General features: G+C 43.3%; 22 protein-coding genes. 6 read left to right on the top strand and 16 right to left on the bottom strand.

The features are described from left to right. Positions 1-72: 72 nt before the first annotated feature. Complete coding sequence (gene queA / locus OCU38_RS02195) at positions 73-1,125, bottom strand: tRNA preQ1(34) S-adenosylmethionine ribosyltransferase-isomerase QueA (protein ID WP_261823599.1); 1,053 nt, start codon at positions 1,123-1,125, stop codon at positions 73-75. A gap of 144 nt (positions 1,126-1,269) precedes the next feature. Beyond that, positions 1,270-2,457 carry a S1 family peptidase gene (locus tag OCU38_RS02190; protein ID WP_172972822.1) on the bottom strand — a complete coding sequence of 396 codons (1,188 nt, stop codon included), beginning with the start codon at positions 2,455-2,457 and terminating at the stop codon, positions 1,270-1,272. A 294-nt stretch (positions 2,458-2,751) separates the two neighbouring features. Here OCU38_RS02190 and OCU38_RS02185 point away from each other — a divergent pair, with 294 nt between their 5' ends. Continuing rightward, on the top strand, positions 2,752-3,195 hold the full coding sequence (locus OCU38_RS02185) for a CBS domain-containing protein (protein WP_152821273.1): 444 nt from the start codon (positions 2,752-2,754) through the stop codon (positions 3,193-3,195). Between the two features lie 65 nt (positions 3,196-3,260). On the opposite strand, the gene lysS is transcribed toward OCU38_RS02185, so the two are convergent. The 5 genes from lysS to xerD all read right to left on the bottom strand — a co-directional run bounded on the left by lysS (position 3,261) and on the right by xerD (position 9,485). Further along, positions 3,261-4,766: a lysine--tRNA ligase gene (gene lysS / locus OCU38_RS02180; protein ID WP_021714426.1), complete on the bottom strand. Its 1,506-nt coding sequence runs from the start codon at positions 4,764-4,766 to the stop codon at positions 3,261-3,263. Positions 4,767-4,778: 12 nt separating this feature from the next. After that, a protein-coding gene (gene prfB, locus OCU38_RS02175) for a peptide chain release factor 2 (protein ID WP_119006043.1) occupies positions 4,779-5,877 on the bottom strand; the annotation gives its coding sequence in 2 pieces (ribosomal slippage) (positions 4,779-5,801 and positions 5,803-5,877; 1,098 coding nt in all). Between the two features lie 117 nt (positions 5,878-5,994). Next, positions 5,995-7,734 (bottom strand): single-stranded-DNA-specific exonuclease RecJ, encoded by a 1,740-nt coding sequence (gene recJ / locus OCU38_RS02170; protein ID WP_261823598.1) that lies wholly within the window; start codon positions 7,732-7,734, stop codon positions 5,995-5,997. A gap of 65 nt (positions 7,735-7,799) precedes the next feature. Next, positions 7,800-8,540, bottom strand: coding sequence for a bifunctional protein-disulfide isomerase/oxidoreductase DsbC (gene dsbC, locus OCU38_RS02165; protein WP_261823597.1), 741 nt, complete (start codon positions 8,538-8,540; stop codon positions 7,800-7,802). Between the two features lie 51 nt (positions 8,541-8,591). Continuing rightward, entirely contained in the window at positions 8,592-9,485 is an 894-nt protein-coding gene (gene xerD, locus OCU38_RS02160; RefSeq protein ID WP_261823596.1) for a site-specific tyrosine recombinase XerD, read from the bottom strand. A 134-nt stretch (positions 9,486-9,619) separates the two neighbouring features. On the opposite strand from xerD, the gene fldB reads away from it, so the two are divergent. The 3 genes from fldB (at position 9,620) to srmB (ending at position 12,285) form a co-directional block, all read left to right on the top strand. Further along, complete coding sequence (gene fldB, locus OCU38_RS02155; protein WP_261823595.1) at positions 9,620-10,138, top strand: flavodoxin FldB; 519 nt, start codon at positions 9,620-9,622, stop codon at positions 10,136-10,138. Between the two features lie 129 nt (positions 10,139-10,267). Then, positions 10,268-10,993 carry a tRNA1(Val) (adenine(37)-N6)-methyltransferase gene (locus OCU38_RS02150; protein ID WP_261823594.1) on the top strand — a complete coding sequence of 242 codons (726 nt, stop codon included), beginning with the start codon at positions 10,268-10,270 and terminating at the stop codon, positions 10,991-10,993. A 74-nt stretch (positions 10,994-11,067) separates the two neighbouring features. Then, the gene (gene srmB / locus OCU38_RS02145; protein ID WP_261823593.1) at positions 11,068-12,285 is read left to right on the top strand and encodes an ATP-dependent RNA helicase SrmB; all 1,218 of its coding nucleotides are present in this window, start codon (positions 11,068-11,070) and stop codon (positions 12,283-12,285) included. An 82-nt stretch (positions 12,286-12,367) separates the two neighbouring features. On the opposite strand, the gene OCU38_RS02140 is transcribed toward srmB, so the two are convergent. The 4 genes from OCU38_RS02140 to OCU38_RS02125 all read right to left on the bottom strand — a co-directional run bounded on the left by OCU38_RS02140 (position 12,368) and on the right by OCU38_RS02125 (position 15,888). Beyond that, on the bottom strand, positions 12,368-12,796 hold the full coding sequence (locus OCU38_RS02140) for a VOC family protein (protein ID WP_261823592.1): 429 nt from the start codon (positions 12,794-12,796) through the stop codon (positions 12,368-12,370). Between the two features lie 48 nt (positions 12,797-12,844). Next, positions 12,845-13,399 (bottom strand): GNAT family N-acetyltransferase, encoded by a 555-nt coding sequence (locus OCU38_RS02135; protein WP_261823591.1) that lies wholly within the window; start codon positions 13,397-13,399, stop codon positions 12,845-12,847. A gap of 113 nt (positions 13,400-13,512) precedes the next feature. Then, positions 13,513-14,286 (bottom strand): peroxide stress protein YaaA, encoded by a 774-nt coding sequence (gene yaaA, locus OCU38_RS02130; protein ID WP_261823590.1) that lies wholly within the window; start codon positions 14,284-14,286, stop codon positions 13,513-13,515. Positions 14,287-14,391: 105 nt separating this feature from the next. Beyond that, positions 14,392-15,888, bottom strand: a complete 1,497-nt coding sequence (locus OCU38_RS02125; protein WP_261823589.1) for an alanine/glycine:cation symporter family protein — start codon at positions 15,886-15,888, stop codon at positions 14,392-14,394. Between the two features lie 502 nt (positions 15,889-16,390). On the opposite strand from OCU38_RS02125, the gene OCU38_RS02120 reads away from it, so the two are divergent. Further along, complete coding sequence (locus OCU38_RS02120; RefSeq protein ID WP_261823588.1) at positions 16,391-16,579, top strand: DUF3545 family protein; 189 nt, start codon at positions 16,391-16,393, stop codon at positions 16,577-16,579. A 114-nt stretch (positions 16,580-16,693) separates the two neighbouring features. On the opposite strand, the gene OCU38_RS02115 is transcribed toward OCU38_RS02120, so the two are convergent. The 3 genes from OCU38_RS02115 to nfo form a co-directional block, all read right to left on the bottom strand. Next, positions 16,694-17,245, bottom strand: a complete 552-nt coding sequence (locus tag OCU38_RS02115; RefSeq protein WP_152821289.1) for a hemerythrin domain-containing protein — start codon at positions 17,243-17,245, stop codon at positions 16,694-16,696. A 70-nt stretch (positions 17,246-17,315) separates the two neighbouring features. Next, positions 17,316-17,996: a uracil-DNA glycosylase gene (ung, locus tag OCU38_RS02110; RefSeq protein WP_390625231.1), complete on the bottom strand. Its 681-nt coding sequence runs from the start codon at positions 17,994-17,996 to the stop codon at positions 17,316-17,318. Between the two features lie 247 nt (positions 17,997-18,243). After that, entirely contained in the window at positions 18,244-19,095 is an 852-nt protein-coding gene (gene nfo / locus OCU38_RS02105; RefSeq protein ID WP_261823587.1) for a deoxyribonuclease IV, read from the bottom strand. Positions 19,096-19,413: 318 nt separating this feature from the next. Between nfo and grcA the strand changes: the two genes are divergently transcribed. After that, the gene (gene grcA / locus OCU38_RS02100) at positions 19,414-19,791 is read left to right on the top strand and encodes an autonomous glycyl radical cofactor GrcA (RefSeq protein ID WP_023404500.1); all 378 of its coding nucleotides are present in this window, start codon (positions 19,414-19,416) and stop codon (positions 19,789-19,791) included. A gap of 121 nt (positions 19,792-19,912) precedes the next feature. Here the strand turns inward: grcA and thrC are convergent, their stop codons facing one another. Continuing rightward, positions 19,913-21,193: a threonine synthase gene (thrC, locus tag OCU38_RS02095; protein WP_261823586.1), complete on the bottom strand. Its 1,281-nt coding sequence runs from the start codon at positions 21,191-21,193 to the stop codon at positions 19,913-19,915. Further along, positions 21,190-22,152, bottom strand: a complete 963-nt coding sequence (gene thrB / locus OCU38_RS02090; protein ID WP_261823585.1) for a homoserine kinase — start codon at positions 22,150-22,152, stop codon at positions 21,190-21,192. The genes thrC and thrB overlap by 4 nt, the downstream gene beginning before the upstream one ends. Between the last annotated feature and the right edge of the window lies 1 nt (position 22,153).

Here is a 22,153-nt window from a genome sequence, read left to right as displayed (position 1 = left end):
CCGTTCACAGCAAACGAGAACGGTATCTAACTTTGCTTTTTTACTTGCCGGACTTTACCGACAAATCTTCGTTTATAATCCTAAACGAGTCACAAACATCGCATCACCATAACTAAAGAAACGATAGTTGTGCTCAACCGCATGTTTGTAGGCTTGCATAACATTATCATATCCAGCGAACGCACTGACCAACATGATCAAAGTTGATTCAGGTAAGTGGAAATTAGTTAGCAGGCAATCGATTAACTGAAATTGATAACCCGGATAGATAAAGATATCGGTATCGCCAAAGAAAGGCTTAAGTTCTGTGCCCTTTTTCACAGCGTCTTGCGCCGCACTTTCTAGTGAGCGAACAGAAGTTGTGCCCACAGCAATGACTCGACCACCTTGCGCTTTAGTTTCGTTGATGGCATCTACCACCTCTTGAGTCACTTCAACATATTCGGCATGCATGTGATGTTCAAGAATGTTGTCAACGCGGACGGGTTGGAATGTGCCTGCGCCAACATGCAAAGTAACGAATGCAAGTTTTGCGCCTTTAGCTTTAATTTTAGCTAAGATTTCATCATCAAAATGCAGCCCAGCCGTAGGGGCGGCTACTGCGCCTGGCTTAGCGTTATACACAGTTTGATAACGCTCTTGATCGGAATCTTCATCAGGGCGATCAATGTAAGGAGGCAGTGGCATGTGGCCGACTTCTTCTAGGATCTGCAATACGGCTTTGTCTGAGGTAAAACGAATCTCAAACAGCGCATCGTGTCTTGCCACCATCACTGCTGAGTATTGATCTTTGTCGCCAAGCAACAACTCAGTCCCCGGCTTAGGAGACTTAGAGGCACGCACATGCGCTAAAACAGTGTGTTCATCGACCATTCGCTCAACCAACACTTCAATCTTGCCGCCACTGGCTTTACGACCAAAGACACGAGCAGGAATCACTCGGGTATTATTGAATACCAACAAGTCTCCTTCGTTAACAAGATCTAAAATATCAGTGAAGTGTTTATCCTGAACCTCACCGCTATTACCCGTCAGTTGCAGTAAACGGCTCGAAGTACGATCCGGCGTCGGATAACGTGCGATCAATTCATCGGGTAGGTCAAAATGAAAATCAGAAACTTGCATGGCGAATAACGATCCTAGGCTAAATATTTTGCAGGGCGCTAGTATAGATTGCCACCAGACAAGATCAAGGAAAGATAAAGAAGTCGTTGATTAAAGCCCTCTATTGCACGCCATTTGCGAGTAATAGAGGGCAAAATGGTAAATCTAACGTCGTTGGAAATGTCTTCTAAAGGCGACCGCTGATAGCAACAATAACCAGATATAGTGCACACTGCCTGAATCGGAATCCGAACCACCACAATCTACAAATACCGTTTCGCTTTCATCACAGCCTCCCTCTTCAGGTAAGGCTTCGTCATCCTCAGAAGATTGAGCGTTTTGAATGAAATTAGGCGGAGTCACTGTATCTGATGGCAGCTCTTCACTGTCCACTACTTGATTAATCCAATCATAAAAGTAAGACACTTTGGTATGGAAACTTGGGATAGTCACCGAGCCACAAACTGGCAAAATTAACGGCGTGCCACTGACAATACCAATCTGATACTCAGTGCCATCTAAACTAGACAGTAACGCACCGCCGGAGTCACCGATACAGGCTGAGTTGCCATATACACTGCCGTTCTCATCATATTTTTCAAGCTTAGTTGGATTGGTACAGATTTTAGTTGGGTCTATCGCTGAAGAAATAAAATCAGGGGCATCTTTGCCCTCTTCAAGACGAGTAAAACACTCATCAATGGGATAAAACGCTTGGGATGTGGTTTGCAGTTGCAGCTCTACGGTATCTCCCCAAGGGTCATACACATCGGTACTGCCCCAGCCGTGCACTTGCACATTTTCTGGCTTCGCCACATTACTTTCTGTTGGCCACTGAGAAATTAACTCAAGTTCAAGTGCAGCCATCACGTCAGGACTGGCTAAGGTTGCAGGGGTAATATCGGGTAACGGATATTTGATCCTCAACAAAGCAATATCGTTAGAGAGCTCAGTATTGATTTGTTCAACATCACCATTGGTTACTTCGACACTACTTAGCCTTTGATAATCACTGTGCACCACCACATGCGATACATCCACAAAGTTGGTGATGTCATCACTAATATCAGACTCTAAATTAGCCGCGCTATGCGTAATGGTGAGCTCTCCGGGTCGAGCGACATAGTAATCACCCGCATTTGTACCATCTTCACCGGGAAATACCACACAGTGCGCTGCGGTTAAAATCCATTGATCACGAATCAAAGTACCGCTACATAACGGAAATTCCGCCATATGACTGGAGCGAATGGTGACTCGATACTCAGCATCGAACACATCATCACCCAATGTAACCGCTTGGGCTCCGGTGACCATTGATAAGCCTATGGTCGATAAAATCCATTTATTCATCATTAATTCCATTTTTAAACATCTGCAACTAGCTGACAAAATCGTCACTACCCCGTTTAAAAATGGAATAGGCTGTTACAAAAAAGTAGTTATCCTCAGCAAACAATTGTTAGTTGCGATCAAGATCACAAAAAACACCCGTAATTCAAGGCTGTGTAACAAGAGAATTAATTAAGCTCGGTAAAGAAAAGCAACGAATTTGCTCAAATGTTAGGAGTAAATCAAAGTAAAAATACGCCCTGATTACTATAGTTAAATCAGATGTATTACTTCGGAACTTGCTAGGAGATCATTATGATAAAAATTGTCGATCTTATGACTCGCAACCCCTATACACTGTTGCGTTCCAACACCCTTGCCGATGCACAAAAGCTCATGACCGAACACGAAGTTAGACACGTACCTGTGGTTGATGTGGATGACAAGTTACTCGGCCTTGTCACACACAGAGACATACTCGCCGCTCAAGACTCAAACTTGCAAGCTGGCGCAGAAAGCAATAACTACACTCTGCATACGCCCCTTAACCAAGCAATGTCGAAAAACGTCATTACGGTCAGCCCTTATGCGGGTCTAAAAGAAAGCGCCTTAATGATCCAAAAACGCAAAGTAGGCTGTTTGCCAGTAGTGGAAAATGGAAAACTGGTAGGCATTATCACTGACAGTGACTTTGTGACGATTGCCATTAACTTATTAGAACTGCAAGAAGAAGTGGAACCGGTTGAAGTAGGCACATAAAAAAAGCCACATCAGTAATGATGTGGCTTCATCGTTGTTATGTTAACGCGCTACTGCAACAGCGGTTATTGTTGTGGGCGCATTGCAGGGAATAGAATCACGTCACGAATAGTGTGCGTGTTAGTAAATAGCATCGCTAGACGATCGATACCAATACCTTGGCCTGCTGTTGGTGGTAGACCATGCTCTAGTGCAGTAATGTAGTCTGCATCGTAGTACATTGCTTCATCATCACCCGCATCTTTTGCATCAACTTGCGCTTTAAAACGCGCATCTTGGTCTTCTGCATCATTAAGCTCAGAGAAACCATTTGCCACTTCACGACCACCGATAAAGAACTCAAAACGGTCAGTGAAGAATGGGTTGCTGTCACTACGACGCGCCAGTGGAGAGATGTCCGCTGGGTAGCCAGTAATGAAAGTAGGTTGAATCAGTTGAGGCTCAGCCGTTTCACCAAAGATCTCTTCAAGAAGTTGACCACAAGTCCAGAACGTTTCGACTTGAACGTGAACAGATTTTGCAATCGCCACCATCTTGTCACGGTCTTGAATGTCTTCTTCGGTCATTGCTTGAATTTCAGCATGATCTGGGTTGTATTGTTTAATCGCTTCAAACATGCTCATACGTGCATATTTGCCACCAAACTCAACCGTTTCATCGCCGTAAGGCATTGCTGTTGAACCAAGAACTTCAACCGCTACTGTGCTTAGCATCTCTTCAGTCAGATCCATTAGATCTTTGTAGTCAGAGTAAGCTTGGTAGAATTCCATCATAGTGAATTCTGGGTTGTGACGTGGAGAAAGACCTTCGTTACGGAAGTTACGGTTGATCTCAAATACACGGTCAAAGCCACCCACTACCAAACGCTTCAGGTAAAGCTCTGGTGCAACACGTAGGTACATGTCGATATCAAGTGCGTTGTGGTGAGTGATAAATGGACGTGCGGTTGCGCCGCCAGGAATCACGTGCATCATTGGCGTTTCTACTTCTAGGTAGCCTTTACCGCTCATAAAGTTACGAATAGCAGACACTAGTTTAGAGCGAATAATAAACGCATGACGAGAATCTTCGTTTACGATCAAATCAACGTAACGTTGACGGTAACGCATCTCTTGGTCAGTTAGACCGTGGAATTTTTCTGGTAGTGGACGAAGCGCTTTAGTCAGCAATTCGTACTCTTCCATGTTCACGTAAAGATCGCCTTTACCTGATTTATGCAGCGCACCTTTAATACCGATAATGTCACCGATATCAAGACCTTGGTACTGTGCTTTAAGCGCTTTTTGTACGTCTTTAGCAGCGTAACCTTGGATACGGCCAGAAGTTTCTTGGATCACTAAGAAAGGACCACGTTTTGCCATGATGCGACCTGCAACAGCCACTACATGGTTCAGTTCTTCTAACTCTTCTTTGGTTTTCTCACCAAACTGTGCTTGAAGATCACCGGCTAGGCTGTCACGACGGAAGTCATTAGGGTGACCGTTTGCCTTGCACTCCTTGCGGATTGAATCTAATTTCGCGCGGCGCTCTGCAATCAGTTTGTTTTCATCAATTTGAACTTGCTCAGTCATATTTAACCCTTATTACAGTCCAGACTTAAGGCTGGCTTCGATAAATTTGTCTAGGTCGCCGTCTAAAACGGCTTGCGTATTTCTGTTTTCTACACCAGTACGAAGATCCTTGATACGAGAATCATCCAGTACGTATGAGCGAATTTGGCTGCCCCATCCGATGTCGGATTTAGCATCTTCGTTTGCTTGTTTCTCAGCATTTTGCTTTTGCAATTCAAACTCAAACAATTTTGCGCGTAGTTGCTTCATTGCTTGGTCTTTGTTTTTATGCTGAGAACGGTCATTCTGACATTGAACCACGATATTGGTTGGTACGTGCGTAATACGTACCGCAGACTCAGTGGTGTTAACGTGCTGACCACCAGCACCAGAGGCGCGGTATACGTCAATGCGAAGATCTGATGGGTTAATATCGATCTTAATGTTGTCATCAATCTCAGGGTAAATAAATGCAGAAGCAAATGAGGTGTGGCGACGACCGCTCGAATCAAATGGTGATTTACGCACTAAACGGTGTACACCAGTTTCAGTACGAAGCCAACCATAAGCGTATTCGCCCGCAACGCGCACTGTTGCGCCTTTAAGGCCAGCAACATCACCGTCAGACACTTCGATAACTTCAACTTTAAAGCCTTTCGCTTCCGCCCAACGTAAGTACATACGCAGCATCATTGAAGTCCAATCTTGCGCTTCTGTACCACCAGAGCCTGATTGCAAATCGATGTAGCAATCAGAAGCATCATGGTCGCCAGAGAACATGCGGCGGAATTCTAACTTGTTCAGTTTAGTTTCCAGCTCAGCCAGTTCAGGCTCGATTTCATCAAAAGTTTCTTGGTCTTCTTCTTCAACCGCTAACTCTAGCAAGCCATCCACATCTTCGACACCTTGATCTAGTAAATCAATGGTTTCAACGACAGCTTCTAGTGATGCACGTTCTTTACCTAACGCTTGAGCGCGCTCAGGTTCATTCCATACATCCGGTTGTTCAAGTTCTGCATTTACCTCTTCTAGACGCTCTTTCTTAGCGTCATAGTCAAAGGTACCCCCTCAGGACATTAGTGCGTTCAGACACATCCTGTAGGCGGTTTTTGATCGGATTGATTTCAAACATTATTGGCCAATACTTTGAATAGAAAATAACCGCGGAATTTTACTCAAAAATGTGAGCAAGATACAGAAATATTTTAAAGATAGTCAATTCTCTTGATAAGAAACAACAATGACCGTACTAGGCGACATCAATATGCTCAACCATCAGTTGCAATGACTGATTACCTCTAAACTCATTGATATCAAGACGATATGCCATGCGTACTTTGGTAGTGGCTGGATCAGGCCAGCGGCGCAAATCTACATTAAAGGCAATCGCATCCACCATAATGTTGGTGCCATGGGATTTATGCAGAGGTTCAAGCATTAATTTAAGGTGTTTTTCACCGACCAATTTCTGATGCAAAACTTTAAATTCACCATCAAAAATCGGTTCAGGGAATGCTTGTCCCCAAGGGCCACCGTTGCGGATCTCCATCGCCGTGTGCATGGAAAACTCTTCGGGTGTTAATTCACCATCTGAAAGCACAATACCTTTTAGGGCATCTTCACCCACTTCATCGCGTACAGCTTTATCAAACAGTTCACTAAACTGTTTAAAATCTTGCTCTTTAATGGTTAAACCTGCCGCCATGGCATGCCCACCAAATTTTAAAATAAGTCCGGGATTCTGCACGTCGATTTTATCGAGTGCATCACGCATGTGCAGCCCTTTAATAGAGCGACACGAGCCTTTAATTAAGCCGTCTCCGCCATCGGCAAAAGCAATCACAGGACGATGGAATTGATCTTTAATGCGGGAAGCTAAAATGCCGATCACCCCTTGGTGCCAATCATGTTGGAACAAGGTGATACCATAAGGCATCTCTTGGTCTTTGCTAAATTGAATTCGCTCACAAAACGCCATCGCTTCTTGCTTCATGCCCTCTTCAATTTCGCGGCGAGTAATATTGAGAGCATCTAATTCGGTAGCCATGCGTCTTGCGGCATGAATGTTGTTACTCATTAACAACTCAACCCCAAATGACATGTCATCCAATCGTCCTGCGGCATTGATTCTAGGGCCTAAAGCAAAACCAAAATCAGAGGCAACCAAACGGCCTGGGGTTCGTTTCGACACTTCGATTAAAGCTTGTATACCTGGGCGGCCATGTCCGGCGCGAATGCGCTGCAGACCTTGATGCACCAGTATGCGATTGTTCTCATCTAATGCCACTACGTCAGCCACCGTACCTAGCGCCACCAGATCTAAAAACTCAGTAAGATTGGGCTCGGCAATGCCCATTTGTGTAAACCAGCCTTTTTTGCGCATCAATGCTCGCAGCGCAATCATCAGATAAAACGCCACTCCAACACCGGCTAATGATTTAGACGGGAAACCACATTCGTTTAAATTTGGGTTTACCATAGCATCGGCATTGGGCAAGACATGTCCCGGCAAGTGGTGATCAGTCACCAGTACCTGAAGACCATTGTCTTTGGCAAAACGTACCCCTTCAATGGAGGAAACGCCGTTATCGACCGTCATAATTACATCAACGCCCATCTCAATTGCTTGTTCCACTACTTCAGGGCTAAGGCCATAGCCATCTTCAAAACGGTTTGGCACCAAATAATCAACGTTATTCGAGCCTAGCATGCGCAGCGCCATAACCGATAACGCCGAAGATGTTGCGCCATCGGCATCAAAATCCCCCACCACAATAATGCGCTTATTGTTTTGAATAGCAGTAAACAACAACTCTGCGGCGGACTCGATACCAAATAGCTTTTGCGGAGCTAGCAAGCCCTTTGCGCCTCGCTCTAGTTGCGAGATGGATTCAATTCCGCGAGCCGCATAAATGCGTCTCATCAGTGCAGATAAAGAAGTGGGCAGGCTTGAGATATCCGCAAGAGGACGGCGTTTTATTTCGATCATGTGCTATCAATATTGTTCTGGAGTAATAAAAAAGCGCTGTAATAACAGCGCTTCGATACATCATATTAGTTTTGAGATTGCAGTCTGGCTAGTAAATCTTTTGGCGATAAGTAACCGCCTATATTCACGCCTTGCGCGTTGTACACCGCTGGAGTACCTGAAACACCAACAGATTTACCAACTTGATAGTGTTTGGTAATGATAGATTGGCACTGCTTGATATTATCCGTTGAGACTTCGGCATTTTTGCCACGCAGTTTCATATCACTCATAGCTTGAGCAGGGTCGTCATGACACCAAATGTTCGCCATTTGTTGCGCCACTTGACTTTGCGGGCCTGAACGAGGAAATGCAAGGTAACGTACAGTAATACCTAGTTTATTGTACTCATCCATTTGGCGATGCAGTTTTAAACAATAGCCACATGATGTATCAGTAAAGACAGTGACTACGTACTTTTCATCTTTGGCTTTGTAGACAATCATTTCATCGCTAAGACTCTCTAATTTAGCCGCAATTTTAGGACCAAGACGCGCCGCAGTCACATCTTTAAAATTGCCATCATCATCCAGTGAATACAGCTTGCCCGGAATAAAGTAATCGCCTTTTGGCGTTGCATAGAAAGTACCTTGATTGGTCGTTACTTCTACTAAACCATCAATACCAAGAGATTCCACTTCGGTAACAGAGACGCCAATTTTAGCAAATCGCTCTTTAATTTGGGCTTCATCAAACTTTGCTGCGCTGACACTAAATGCAATTAACGAGCAGATAAGTAAGCTAAAAACTCGACATAAACTCTTCATACAATTTCCTACTAAATAAAAAATATTGAGTGCGATTAGTTGTTGTTAATATCACGCTCTTGGATGGTGTTGCTGATGGATCTGTTTTAATCGTTCGGTAGCAACATGAGTATAAATTTGGGTAGTAGATAAATCACTATGCCCTAATAACATCTGTACGACACGTAAATCAGCCCCATAGTTCAATAAATGGGTCGCAAAAGCATGCCTCATAACGTGTGGTGACAAAGTATCCGTATCTATGCCTGCTATCAGAGCATAGTACTTTATGCGGTGCCAAAACGTTTGACGGGTCATTTGTCGAGCGCGTTTACTGGGAAAAACCACATCCGAAGAGTGCTCTCCCATTAATGCCGGTCGTCCTTGAGTCAAAAAACGTTCAATCCAATCAATGGCATTTTCACCCATAGGCACTAGACGCTCTTTTCCGCCCTTACCCACAACGCGCACCACACCTTGACGTAAACTCATGTTTTCCATCGTCAAACCCACCAGCTCAGAGACGCGCAATCCAGTGGCGTATAACAGCTCTAACATCGCTTTGTCACGAAGCTCGATAGGATCATCGACATTAGGCGCACTGAGCAAACTCTCAACTTGTTGTTCGCTAATATCTTTAGGTAAACGTTTTGGTAATTTAGGGCGAACCAATAACACACTAGGGTCATCCGCGCGCACCTTTTCACGATACAGATATTGAAATAAACGACGCATTGCCGACAACATGCGCGCACGACTTGATTGAGCAAACTTCTGCTCGGCCAACCACACTTGATATTCCAATAATTTTTCAGGACTTACAGAGGTAAGATCTGAATCATTATGATCTAACCATTGAGAAAGCTTGCTCAAATCTAAACGATAGGAAGCTAAGGTATTTTCTGATAAACCTTTTTCCATCCATATAGCGTCTAAAAATTGTTCTATAAGATTCTGATTTAACAAGCTAAAAGACCTACGATTCTCAAAATAATAACCTAAAGTATACAAGCATAACTGTGATTGCTAGAGCGGAACACTGAAACTTATTAAAAATAAGGGTAGAATCCAAAGTATGACAATTAGCTGTAATAAAAATAATGAAAATAGGACTATTTTTCGGCTCTACTACCTGCTATACCGAAATGGCTGCGGAAAAAATTCAAGACATTATTGGAAGTGAGATTGTAAATCTTCACAACGTAAAAGATACGCCACTTGCAAAAATGAACGATTATGATTTTTTGATTCTCGGCATTTCCACATGGGATTTCGGTGAACTTCAAGAGGACTGGGGCGCATTATGGCAAGACATCGATGGCATACCGCTAACCGACAAGCACGTCGCGTTGTTCGGCTTAGGGGATCAAGAAGGATATGGCGAATGGTTTCAGGATGCGATGGGACTACTTCATCAGCAGCTTCAGCCAAGCAATCCTAACTTTATTGGCTACTGGCCTACCGATGGGTACGAATTTGCAGCATCAAAGGCATTAACCGCCGACGGCACTCAATTTGTCGGCCTTGCTCTTGATGATGCAGCGCAATATGAATTAACCGATGAGCGAATTGCCGCTTGGTGTGAGCAAATTCTTACCGAATATGCCGACTCCTTGTAAGCAATAGACTCATTGATAAGTAAGGAGGTGCCGTAATCACCTCCTTGTCACGCGCCACTGCCACATCTGCTCACATACCCTTTTATCACCGATACCCTTAACCTTCGCAAAACCAAAAGCCTTTAATCAATGAAAGCCAGCACTAAAGATTTTCAGTTTAAACAATTTACTATTTGGGGTGGTCACAGTGGCATGCCCGTGAGTACCGATGGTGTTCTATTAGGCGCTTGGGCCACGCTATCTGGACATCATCACCTTTTAGATATTGGCACTGGCACTGGGTTACTGACCCTGATGTGCGCGCAAAGGCAACCAAACCTAACTTTGACAGGCATTGATATCGACCCGCATGCGATTGAGGCTGCGCAGACTAATTTTTCTGCCAGCCCATGGGCAGATCGCATCACTTTACAGCGCCATGATGTGATTGCTTTTAGTCGTGATAACTTAGCTAAGTTTGATGGCATCATATGCAATCCCCCTTATTTTAACTCGGGCGAACAGTCAGCCTTAGCCAGCAGAGCAACCGCCAGACACACGGCGACCTTGTCTCACCCTGAATTATTGCGCTGTTGTGGGGAGCTTCTGCAAGATGAGGGAAGGGCCAGTTTTATCTTACCTAGCCTAGAAGCCGAGCAGTTTATCGAGCACGCTGTCGCGCAACAATGGCAATTAACTCGGCTGTGCAAAGTAAAAACTACTGCCAGAAAAAATCACTCGCGCTACTTATTTGAGCTACAACTAAAAGGGAGCGAGCACACAAAAACCGAACAAAGTGAGCTGATCATTCATCAAAACGAGCAATACAGCGCTCAATTTATTGCTTTAACACAGAGTTTTTACCTAAAGATGTAAATAAGAGTGTGACCAGCATCACCATTAAACTATAATACTTTCTTTTATCATCCACCCGTTTGCGGAGCACTGCAGTGTTAAGAACTTTTGCTGAGTTAGATTTAGACCAATCCCTTATTAAAGCCATAGAAGAAATAGGCTTTGAGAGACCAACAAAAGTACAAAGTGAAGCCATTCCTCAAGCATTGGACGGAAAGGACATCCTTGCATCTGCACCAACAGGAACTGGTAAAACCGCCGCTTTTGTACTTCCAGCGTTACAATATCTATTGGATTTTCCACGTCGTCGTGGCGGCCCAGCTCGCGTATTAATTCTAACGCCAACCCGTGAATTAGCGATGCAAATTACCGAGCAAGCCAAACAACTCGCTAAATACACCAACTTGAACATTTTCACCATTACTGGTGGTGTTATGTATCAAGATCACGCTGATATCCTATCAACGACTCAAGATATCGTAGTGGCAACACCAGGACGCTTGATGGAATACATCAATGCGGAACGATTTGATTGTCGCGCTATCGAATGGTTAATTTTGGATGAAGCTGACCGCATGTTAGATATGGGCTTTGGCCCTGTTGTGGATCGTTTATCTAACGAATGTCGCTGGCGTAAACAAACCTTATTATTCTCTGCCACGCTTGAAGGTAAAGGTGTAGCAGGTTTCACTGAAGATCTATTAAAAGATCCTGCAGAAATCGATGCGCAGTCATCACTAAAAGAGCGTAAAAAAATTCAGCAATGGTATCACCGTGCTGATAACGCAGAACATAAACTTGCCCTGCTAAAACACATTATTACTGAGCAAGCGGAAAGAAGTATCATCTTCTTAAAAACCCGTGAACGTCTTGCTGAGTTACGTCAACAACTGGATAGCGCTCAAATTCCATGTAGCTGGATTCAGGGTGAAATGCCGCAAGATCGTCGTAACAACGCCATTGCCCGTTTCCGTGATGGACAAGTGAATGTACTGCTCGCAACTGATGTTGCCGCACGTGGTATTGACCTGCCAGACGTAAGCCATGTAATCAACTACGATCTACCTCGTACTGCCGATGTCTACTTACACCGTATTGGTCGTACAGCACGTGCTGGTAAAAAAGGAAATGCGGTTTCTCTTGTTGAAGCGCACGATCAACCTATGATTGAACGTGTAGAACGATACACAAAAGAAGCCATTAAAGAGCGTTTCGTTAAAGATCTTCGTCCAAAACACAAGAAACCTGTGTTCAAGAAGAAAAAGAAGCCAGCCGCTAAAACAGCGACTAAAGCTAAGAAGAAGAAAAAATAATAACCATCCCCGACCTTAGTGTCGGGGATTTTTTTATCTGGCTATTTGCTCCAATACCAATGCTAACGCCAATACGACAGAGCTACTCAATCACTAAGCTGCCGTCTGCATTAAATTGCCAAGAATCGGCGTGCGCCACTTCCCAATAATGACCATCAGGGTCTTTGAAGTAACCACTGTAACCGCCCCAAAACACTCTCTGAGCTGGTTTAACCAAACTGCCCCCTGCTGCTACCGCCTGCTCTAATATCTCATCGACTTGATGCTGTTGCTTGGTATTGTGCGCTAAGGTCATTACTGGTGAGGCTATTGCATCTTCTGTTAACTCAATGCCTATCTCTTCGGCAAGTTTCGCTAATGGATAAAGGGCGACACAAACGCCTGAGGTTTGAAAAAAGACAATATCTTGCTCTTCGGTATAAGACGAAGGAAAGCCAAGCGCAGAATAAAAATCATAAGAGCGCTTCAGATCGGCGACACCTAACGTAATAATGCTGACTCGCGGTTCCATAGCTACCTCGGCTTTTTAAATTTAAGAATGGTTTGGTAAGAATAGCGACTAAAGTTGTGCCTTCCATTGCTGTTTGCTGATTTTGTACAAGCAGTGCCAACTCAGATTAGAATTCACATCAAGCCGTGGGTGCTGAAAATTAGCCTGGGTATCTTGCATACCAATTTTTTGCATCACCCTTTGAGAAGGCAGATTCACCAAAGCGGTGAGGCTATAAATAACATCGACATGCATACGCTCAAAGGCATACTGCAATACCGCTGTAGCGGCTTCAGTGGCAAAGCCTTTGCCCCAATTACGCTCATTTAAGCGCCATGCGATTTCTTTAAACGGTTTAGTTAAAATCCCATCATCAATGGATCTTTGCTGCAAACCCAGCATACCTATAAACTGCTTGGTCGACTTTTCTTCGACTACCCACATACCCCATTGCTGCTGTTGCAACTCTTCGGATAAACGTCTTGCTGACTCAATACTCTGCAGTGGAGTTAAGGTGCTAGGGAAGAATCGCATCACTTTAGGGCTCGCATTCATTTGCACAAATGCGTCGAAATCGCAGGGCTTCCAAGGTCTTAATCGCAATCTATTTGTTTGCAGGATCATAGATGCGCCCCTTAGTGGTTTACTTAGACAAGAAGTAGTTAGATAGGTATTGGTGTTGCACTGCCAGAGTACGTAATTACTATCAATACGTACTCTGGCAAAAGAAGATTATCTTATTGCTGATCTCTTTTAAATACTAACTCTCTGGCGGTTGAGTCTGTATCACTAAAATAGTAACCCGCACTATCAAATAGCTTTAATGCCTCTAGGCTGTCTACTTGGTTTTGAATAATGTATTTCGCCATCATGCCGCGAGCTTTTTTGGCATAAAAGCTAATCACCTTGTATTGACCATTTTTCAAATCTTTGAACACTGGCGTAATCACTCGCCCTTGCACATTTTTCGGTTTTACTGATTTGAAGTATTCGTTGGAAGCAAGGTTAATTAGCAAGTCATCCCCTTGCGCCGCTAAAGTCTCATTCACCTTATCCGTGATCTGATCACCCCAGAAATGGTATAAGTTGCTACCTCTGGCGTTTTCTAATCTTGTACCCATTTCTAAGCGGTAAGGTTGCATCAAGTCTAGTGGTCTTAATAAGCCATATAAACCTGACAACATACGAAAATGTTGCTGGGCATAATCAAAGTCCTGTTCACTAAAGCTCTCAGCTTCAAGCCCGGTGTACACATCCCCTTTAAATGCCAAAATGGCAGGGCGAGCGTTGTCGGGTGTAAAGGTAGTGCTCCACTCTTGAAAGCGAGCCACATTCAATCCAGCGATTTTATCACTGACTTTCATTAATTTAGAAATATCCGCCGGGGTCAGCTTTTTGCAGACATCAATTAATTTTGCTGACTCAGAGATGAATTCAGGCTGTGTATAACGTTCAGTTGCCAATGGCGACTCATAATCTAACGTTTTTGCAGGTGAGACTAAAATCAGCATATCAGTATCCTTTACTTAAAAGTTCTGTTCCTATTGCACTAGGGTATAAAAAAAGCCGCGCTAAGTCAGCACGGCTTTCACTATTGTTTTAATCGGAGAATTCGATTACTTGTTGCGTTCTACTTGCGCTTTTAGCTCTTCGTAGTCATCCCAGATCCCTTCTTCAAGTTGCGAATGTAGCTCTGGGTAATTTCTCGCATCAAAAGTTGGCACAACACCAGATTTTAATTGCTGGTTATAATCCTTAGCCAGTTTCACAACTATGCCGGATAGCAACAAGATAGCGACCATGTTCACGATTGCCATTAAGCCCATAGAAACATCGGCCATTGCCCAAACCACAGGCAAAGTTGCTACAGCGCCAAATAAAACCATCGCTAATACAATGATGCGGAAGATATTTAATCCCGCTTTATGGCTGTGTCTTAAGAAGATAAGGTTAGTTTCAGCGTAAGAGTAGTTGGCAATGATCGAGGTAAAGGCGAAGAAGAAAATCGCTACCGCAATAAAGATACTGCCCCACTGACCAACTTCAGCGCTCAATGCTCGCTGAGTCAATTCGATACCAGTAAACTCACCATGTGGTACATATTCACCAGAGACTAAGATAATGGCGACCGTTGCCGAACAAATCACAATGGTATCAGTAAATACACCAAGCATTTGTACATAGCCTTGCGAGGCTGGGTGTGGCGGATAAGGTGTGGCTGACGCTGCCGCATTTGGCGCGGAACCCATACCTGCTTCGTTAGAAAACAAACCACGTTTAATACCATTAATCATCGCTTGTGCGATTGCATAGCCAACACCACCAGCGGCAGCTTCTTGCAGGCCAAAGGCGCTCTTAAAGATAAGTGAGATAACATCAGGCACTTTATCTAAGTTACTGAACATCACAAATAGCGCTAAGGCTAAATACGCCAACGCCATAACAGGCACAACAAGTTCAGCGGTACGAGCAATTTTGCGAATACCACCAAAAATAACAAATGAAGAGATCGCCACAATGATTGCGCCGCCAATCAATGCATTTCTGTCAAAGCTAAATTCACCAACCGACATTGGGTGCGCTTGAATTTCAAAAGCATTAATAACTGCGCTAACAATAGAGTTTGCTTGCACGGCATTAAAGACCAAACCAAAGGCTATGATTAGAAATACTGAGAACAGCACTCCCATCCAACGCATACCTAGGCCTTTTTCCATATAGTAAGCTGGGCCACCACGGTAGTTACCGTCACTATCTTTGGTTTTGTATAGCTGCGCTAGAGAGCTTTCGGCAAATGAGGTTGCCATACCGAGCATGGCAATAAGCCACATCCAAAAGATAGCACCAGGACCACCGACGGTCAGTGCTACCGCAACCCCCGCCATATTACCGGTACCCACACGAGCAGCCAGACTAGTACACAGTGCTTGAAAAGACGAAATGCCAGCACTGTCTGCTTTACGACTATTTTTCAAGACACTGAACATGTGCCCAAAATGTCTAAATTGAATAAAACTAAGACGAATGGTGAAGTAGATACCACCACCCACAAGTAGGTAAACAAGAATCGATCCCCACAGAAGATCGTTCATTAGATAAATAATATCAGCCACATAAACCTCGTACGCAAAAGGGCTCTATGAGAGCAAAGGAATGGTTGCTACTCGGTTTTTTTATATTTCTACCTATCCTAGTGATTAACTCGTCAAGCTAGCTGATAAAAATGCGATATTGTCGAGCATTTTCCTTGGCTATTTGTGAGCCGTTAATGACTGTGATGGATATCAGACCTGAGTAGTGTAGAGGGCAAACCGTCCACTTCATACCATTCTTGGAATTTAATTTTTCGTGTGCATCATGCCGATATAAATCTGATAAATCAAATTACACGCTTTAGTGTCTGTTTTTTATACAAATACGCGATTCAATAATGCAAACCTCATCACCATTGACACATTATTTTTACTTTTTGTACATATTTGTTAAACACTTCAAAGATACCATCACACTGTTCATGATAATAATGGCGTTAAGTTTGCTAGATGGTCAAAGTATCTGATTGTCCATATTCAATACAAACTGAAAGTACTTAATTACAACTAAAAGGGATAGCTTATGGATGGCTTGCAACTTGATAGTATCTTTGATGAAACAGAAGAGCGAACTCCTCGTAGAACCCGCTCAAAGCCGGTAAAACGCAAATGGCGTGAAATTGAAGCGATAAAAGATCGTCAAAGACTTCAAAAGGAATTGATGGATTTGGATGTGTGTAGCAGTTATCGATTAGAAGACATTCAGTTATAAACGAACAGACTCTTAGCCCTAGCCAGTTAACCCTATGCGCTAAGTCTATTCAATACTCTCTATACAGCAAAGGATGGGGCTTCCCCCCATCCTTTTTTAATATTCTAGCGAAATTTAACAGAGTTCTTTATCTACCTGTTTCACTCGATCGGCCAACTGCTTGTACTTGTCGGCAATGGTTTCACCAAACACAGGATCATCTTCCTGATCCCCCCATTTAGTTTCCAAATATTGCCAATCTGCGGTAGTCAGAGTTTTATTAAGCAAAGGCAAAATTTCATGTTCTTCTAGATCAAGGTGCTGCTTTTGACTGCGAATGAAGGTATTTAGTTGCTCAGCGAAAATATCTAATGGCACGACAGCATCTTGCAAGATCATGTCGACCATATCTAAAAACTCATGAGTGGTCTTAGAGAGTGCAATGTGCTCAGCTTCCAAATTACTGATTGTCTCATCCTTACCGTAGTTCTCATTAAAGTAATGATAAATAAGATCTTCTTTGGGATGGTGCGTCCTCTCAGAATGTTCACAAAGGTAATCAACTATCTCTTTTAATAGAGAATAATTGATGGGCTCTTCCCTTTTCACTTGTTTGAGCTTTCTTTTTAATATCGCCAGCAAACGAATCATATAATCGTGTTCACGCTGGATTCTTTCAATCATCATGATCTATTCCTCCATACCTACAACTGTTTAAAGTTTACGCGATTATACGGGGTTGTGTTTTAAGTATTTTTTAAAAGAGTGAAGGATGAGAGCTCGGTATTTGCCAATTGATCCCTGTTTTTCCTTGTTGCTCTAGATATTGATTGGCTAATGAAAAATGCTGACAACCCAAAAAACCACGCCTAGCCGAGAGTGGTGAAGGGTGGCTTGAAGTCAGTACGCAATGCTTTGCTGGATCGATACAGGCACCTTTCTTTTGTGCATGTGCGCCCCATAACATAAACACGATATGTTGCTGCTGGCTAACAAGGTATTCAATAGCGTGTTGAGTAAAGGTTTCCCAACCACTTTTAGCGTGCGAATGAGCCTGACCTTGTTCAACCGTCAGTACAGTATTAAGCAGTAATACCCCTTGCTCAGCCCACGATTGCAGGTAGCCGTGATCGGGCGTGACAAATTCTGGAATATCTTGAGCCAATTCTTTATAGATATTGCGTAATGAAGGCGGGATTTTATTACCGGGTAACACAGAGAAGCTAAGACCATGAGCTTGGTTTGGCCCATGATATGGGTCTTGACCGAGAATAACGACTTTAACCGTTTCTAGAGGTGTTTGTTCAAATGCAGAAAATACATCTTGGGGTGCTGGGTATATGACTTTGCCACATGAGCGCTCAGCATCAATAAATGCCTGTAGAGAAGAAAAGTACTCTTTTGAACGCTCTGTATTTATGAAATCTTGCCAACTCAACCTTATCTACTCCGTTACGTTTGGTATTGGAGAAAATATTGGCATATTGTTGGCAAATTAGATATCACTTCTTCTTAGGTGTTCGCTGAGGAGTACGGTGATGTCCTTGCCCACGCTGTGTTGGCCGGGCTTGAGGTAGTACAAAATTTACGTTAAACATGACACACTCCATAATGCGTAGTGACTTCGTCCGTTGCATTATGAGATGAAAGAAGTGTGCCAACAATCCGCTTATTTGCAAAATAAGTTACACAGAAAATGACCGCATTGCTTGAATTTCATCCTGCCATCTTTCTGGCTCAATAGTTTCTAAGATCAGCGGGATTCCATCAAAGCGAGAGTCTTGAGAAATATACTTAAAACACTCCCAACCTATCTCTCCTTCCCCCAAAGAATGGTGTCTGTCGACCTTTCCACCCAATGCTATTTTTGAGTCATTAATGTGCATTGCACGTAAATAGTGCATACCGACAATGCGATCAAACTCGGCAAAAGTATGCTCACAAGCTTCAGCAGTTCTAAGATCGTACCCAGCCACAAAAGTGTGGCAAGTATCAAGGCAAACCCCAACACGACTTTTATCTGCAACTTGCTCGATGATTTCAGCAATATGCTCAAATCGCCAACCAAGGTTAGTGCCTTGTCCTGCTGTATTTTCTATCACGGCAATCACATTCGGCACGGCTTGATGCGCTAGATTAATAGACTCAGCAATACGCGCTAAACATTCACTCTCGGAGATTTTTTTCAAATGACTGCCAGGGTGAAAATTTAGCAAAGTAAGACCAAGCTGTTCGCAACGCTCCATTTCATCAATAAACGCCGCGCGGGATTTTTCTAGCTTCTCTTCTTCTGGCGCACCTAAGTTAATCAGATAAGAATCGTGGGGCAAAATTTGCTGTGATGAATAGCCTAAAGCCGTGCAGTTTTTCTTAAATGAATCTATGCTTTTTTGCGTTAATGGCTTTGCCACCCACTGACGCTGATTTTTGGTGAATAAAGCGAATGCATTGGCACCAATTTCTTTGGCTCTAATGGGCGCGTTCTCCACACCACCAGCAGCAGAAACATGGGCACCTATAAATTTTTTATTTGACATAAAAACTCTCACTGACTTCAAAAAATGATCACTCTCAAACTGTTATGCTCAATCTGAATAGCAATGATTTTGATACAAATGTTGTTAAAAAACCACACATTAGCTTTCAAATCCATACAGCTTGTTAATTTAAATGGCGTAAGCCTATGAATTAATTAAAAGTTGATCCTAATCATGGAAAATACCTTAAAAAAAATGCGGTTTTTAGTTGTTTTTTGACTTAAATCAATATTAAAATGGCAAACATGCAGTGAGCGAACTAAAAACGCTCCAAGTTTATCCGTAAATCTAACCCACATATGTGGCTGAGGAGAAATCATGATCAAAGGTATTCAAATTACAAAAGCAGCAAACGATGAGCTTTTAAACTCTATCTGGCTACTAGATTCTGAAAAGAACGAAGCACGTTGTGTTGTTGCAACGTCTGGTTATGAAGCAGATCAACTAATCGCAGCTTCAGATCTAGGTGACTTCGAAAGCCGTGAAGTAGCTATCGAAAAAGCACCTAAAGTAGAAGGCGGTCAGCACCTAAACGTGAACGTTCTTAAACGTGAAACTCTTCAAGATGCAGTTGCTCACCCAGAGAAATACCCACAGCTAACTATCCGTGTTTCTGGCTACGCTGTACGTTTCAACTCTCTAACTCCAGAGCAACAACGTGACGTTATCGCTCGTACTTTTACTGAGACTATGTAATTACTAGTTTTTAAGTAAATTGCGAAAAAAGCTTGGCACTAGCCAAGCTTTTTTTTGCTCTAAGCAAAATATAAAAAAACGACACCGAAGCGTCGTTTTTATGCTGATAACGGTAAATGTGCTACTGCACTTTTCTTAGTACCGCTTTTAGTAGTTCAAAATCATTGTCTAAATCTTCTGACAATAAATCCATTACCGCATGCTTCGCCAGTGGTCCCGGTAATTCAATATCACTACCTAAAATATCATCAACCACTTCTTTAAACTTAGCTGGGTGAGCTGTACACAAGAATAGCCCGGTTTCGCCATCATTAAGTTGCTCTTGCAAAGAACGGTACGCTATCGCGCCATGTGGCTCACATAGGTAGCCTAAGTCGTTTAGTTCACGAACACTTGCAGCACTTTGCTCATCCGTCACTGTAGCACTGCCCAATGTATCTAAGCCCCAACCTTGACGCTGGCAAAGCTCTTCGATACGCGGCCAGTTATTAGGTTGGCTAACGTCCATTGCGTTTGAAGTGGTTGCAACGGTAGGTTTTGGATCCCATTTACCGGTTTTCAGATAACGAGGAACAGTATCATTGGCATTGGTAGCGGCAATGAAGCGCTTAATCGGCAAACCTAGAGCTTTAGCTAATAGACCTGCGGTTAAGTTACCAAAGTTACCACTTGGAACAGAGATCACTAGGTTCTCACGTTGTTCTTTACTCAGCTGAGCGGCAGCTTCAAAGTAATAACAAATCTGCGCCATTAAGCGGCTGATATTGATTGAGTTTGCTGAATTCAAACCAATTTCTTGACGAAGTGCTTCATCATCAAAGGCTTTCTTAACCAAAGATTGGCAATCATCAAAATCCCCAGCAATGGCCACGGTATGGATATTTTTACCCAAAGTACAAAATAGTTTTTCTTGTAGCGGGCTGATTTTGCCTTTTGGATACAAGATAACGACGTTGATATTTGGCATGCCATAAAAAGCATGTGCTACCGCCGCGCCAGTATCGCCTGAAGTCGCGGTCAAAATAGTAATTTGCCCACCTTCAGAAACCGTTGCCAATGACTGCGCCATAAAGCGGCCACCAAAATCTTTAAATGCTAGTGTTGGACCGTGGAACAACTCCAAAGCATAGGTACCGTCTTTTACTTGCTTAATCGGTGCAGGGAATGCAAACGCAGAGCTCACCATCTCGGAAACTTGCGCTTGTGAAAGTTCATCACCGATCAATGCAGACAATATTTTGCTGCTACGGGTAATAAAATCTTCTGCAAGTAATGCGTCAATGTTATCCAGTGCTGGAATATCCGTTGGGAAGAATAGTCCTTGGTTACGACCTAAACCTTGTCGAACAGCCTGTCCAAATGAGACCTGTTCGTCGTTTTCTTTGATGTTATACAACTTCATAATTTACTTCCTGTTCCCTTCGAGCCCTGCTGATCTATTTTGCAGATGTGCACGAATCCTTCATTATTTTGTACGTAGTTGACTTCAAGCCAAGCTTTCACTCTTTCGGCAACCTCTAAACTATCACAGATAGTAAACATTGTGGGACCACTTCCAGAAATTCCAGAAGTGAGTGCACCTACTGTTTCAGCGTACTCTCTCGCCTCAGGAAAACCCGGAAGCAGACGCTGTCGATAAGGTTCAGCAATCACGTCTTTAATCATTTTAGCGGCTAGCTTTGATTGACCCGAATAACTGGCATGAATAAAGCCTGCTAAATGACGACCGTGCGCAATAATGTCTTGTCTACGATATTGAGCAGGTAATATTTCACGAGCCGCTGCCGTTGAAACATTGATGCCCGGATAAGCCATCACCCAATACCAATCATCAAAACTAGGCACTTCTTGGCTAATAATACCTAGTTCTTCTACCATCAGTTGTACGCCGCCAAGATAGCAAGGGGCAACATTGTCATAATGGATGCCACCAGAAATTTCACCTTCCATCTCACCCATCAAGGCCAGCAACTCGGTTTCATTAAGTGGGTTATCATGAAATTGGTTTAATGCATCTAATGCCGCCACAATAGAGCAAGCGCTAGAACCAAGCCCAGAACCAATAGGCATGTTTTTCTCTAGGGTCATCTCAAGGTGGCGCAGTGCGACACCTTTACGCGCCACTTCTTTGGCAAACACTTGCCAGCAGCGATACACAATATTTTGTTTCGCATCAGCAGGCAATTTACTGACAAAACGCCCTGCTGTTTTTAATGAAAACTCTGACTCTCCAGTGGCAACCATTACTCGATCTCCAAGTAATGTGCCATCTACCGGAGAGACTGCTGCGCCCAGTACATCAAACCCGACACTGACATTGCCGATAGATGCAGGAGCATAAACGCAAACACTCTCTTTCATA

This window comes from Vibrio neonatus (assembly GCF_024346975.1).
Classification (GTDB): Bacteria; Pseudomonadota; Gammaproteobacteria; order Enterobacterales; family Vibrionaceae; genus Vibrio; species Vibrio neonatus.
Note: the sequence above shows the minus strand (reverse complement) of the source record. Positions and strands in the feature narration are given on the sequence as shown.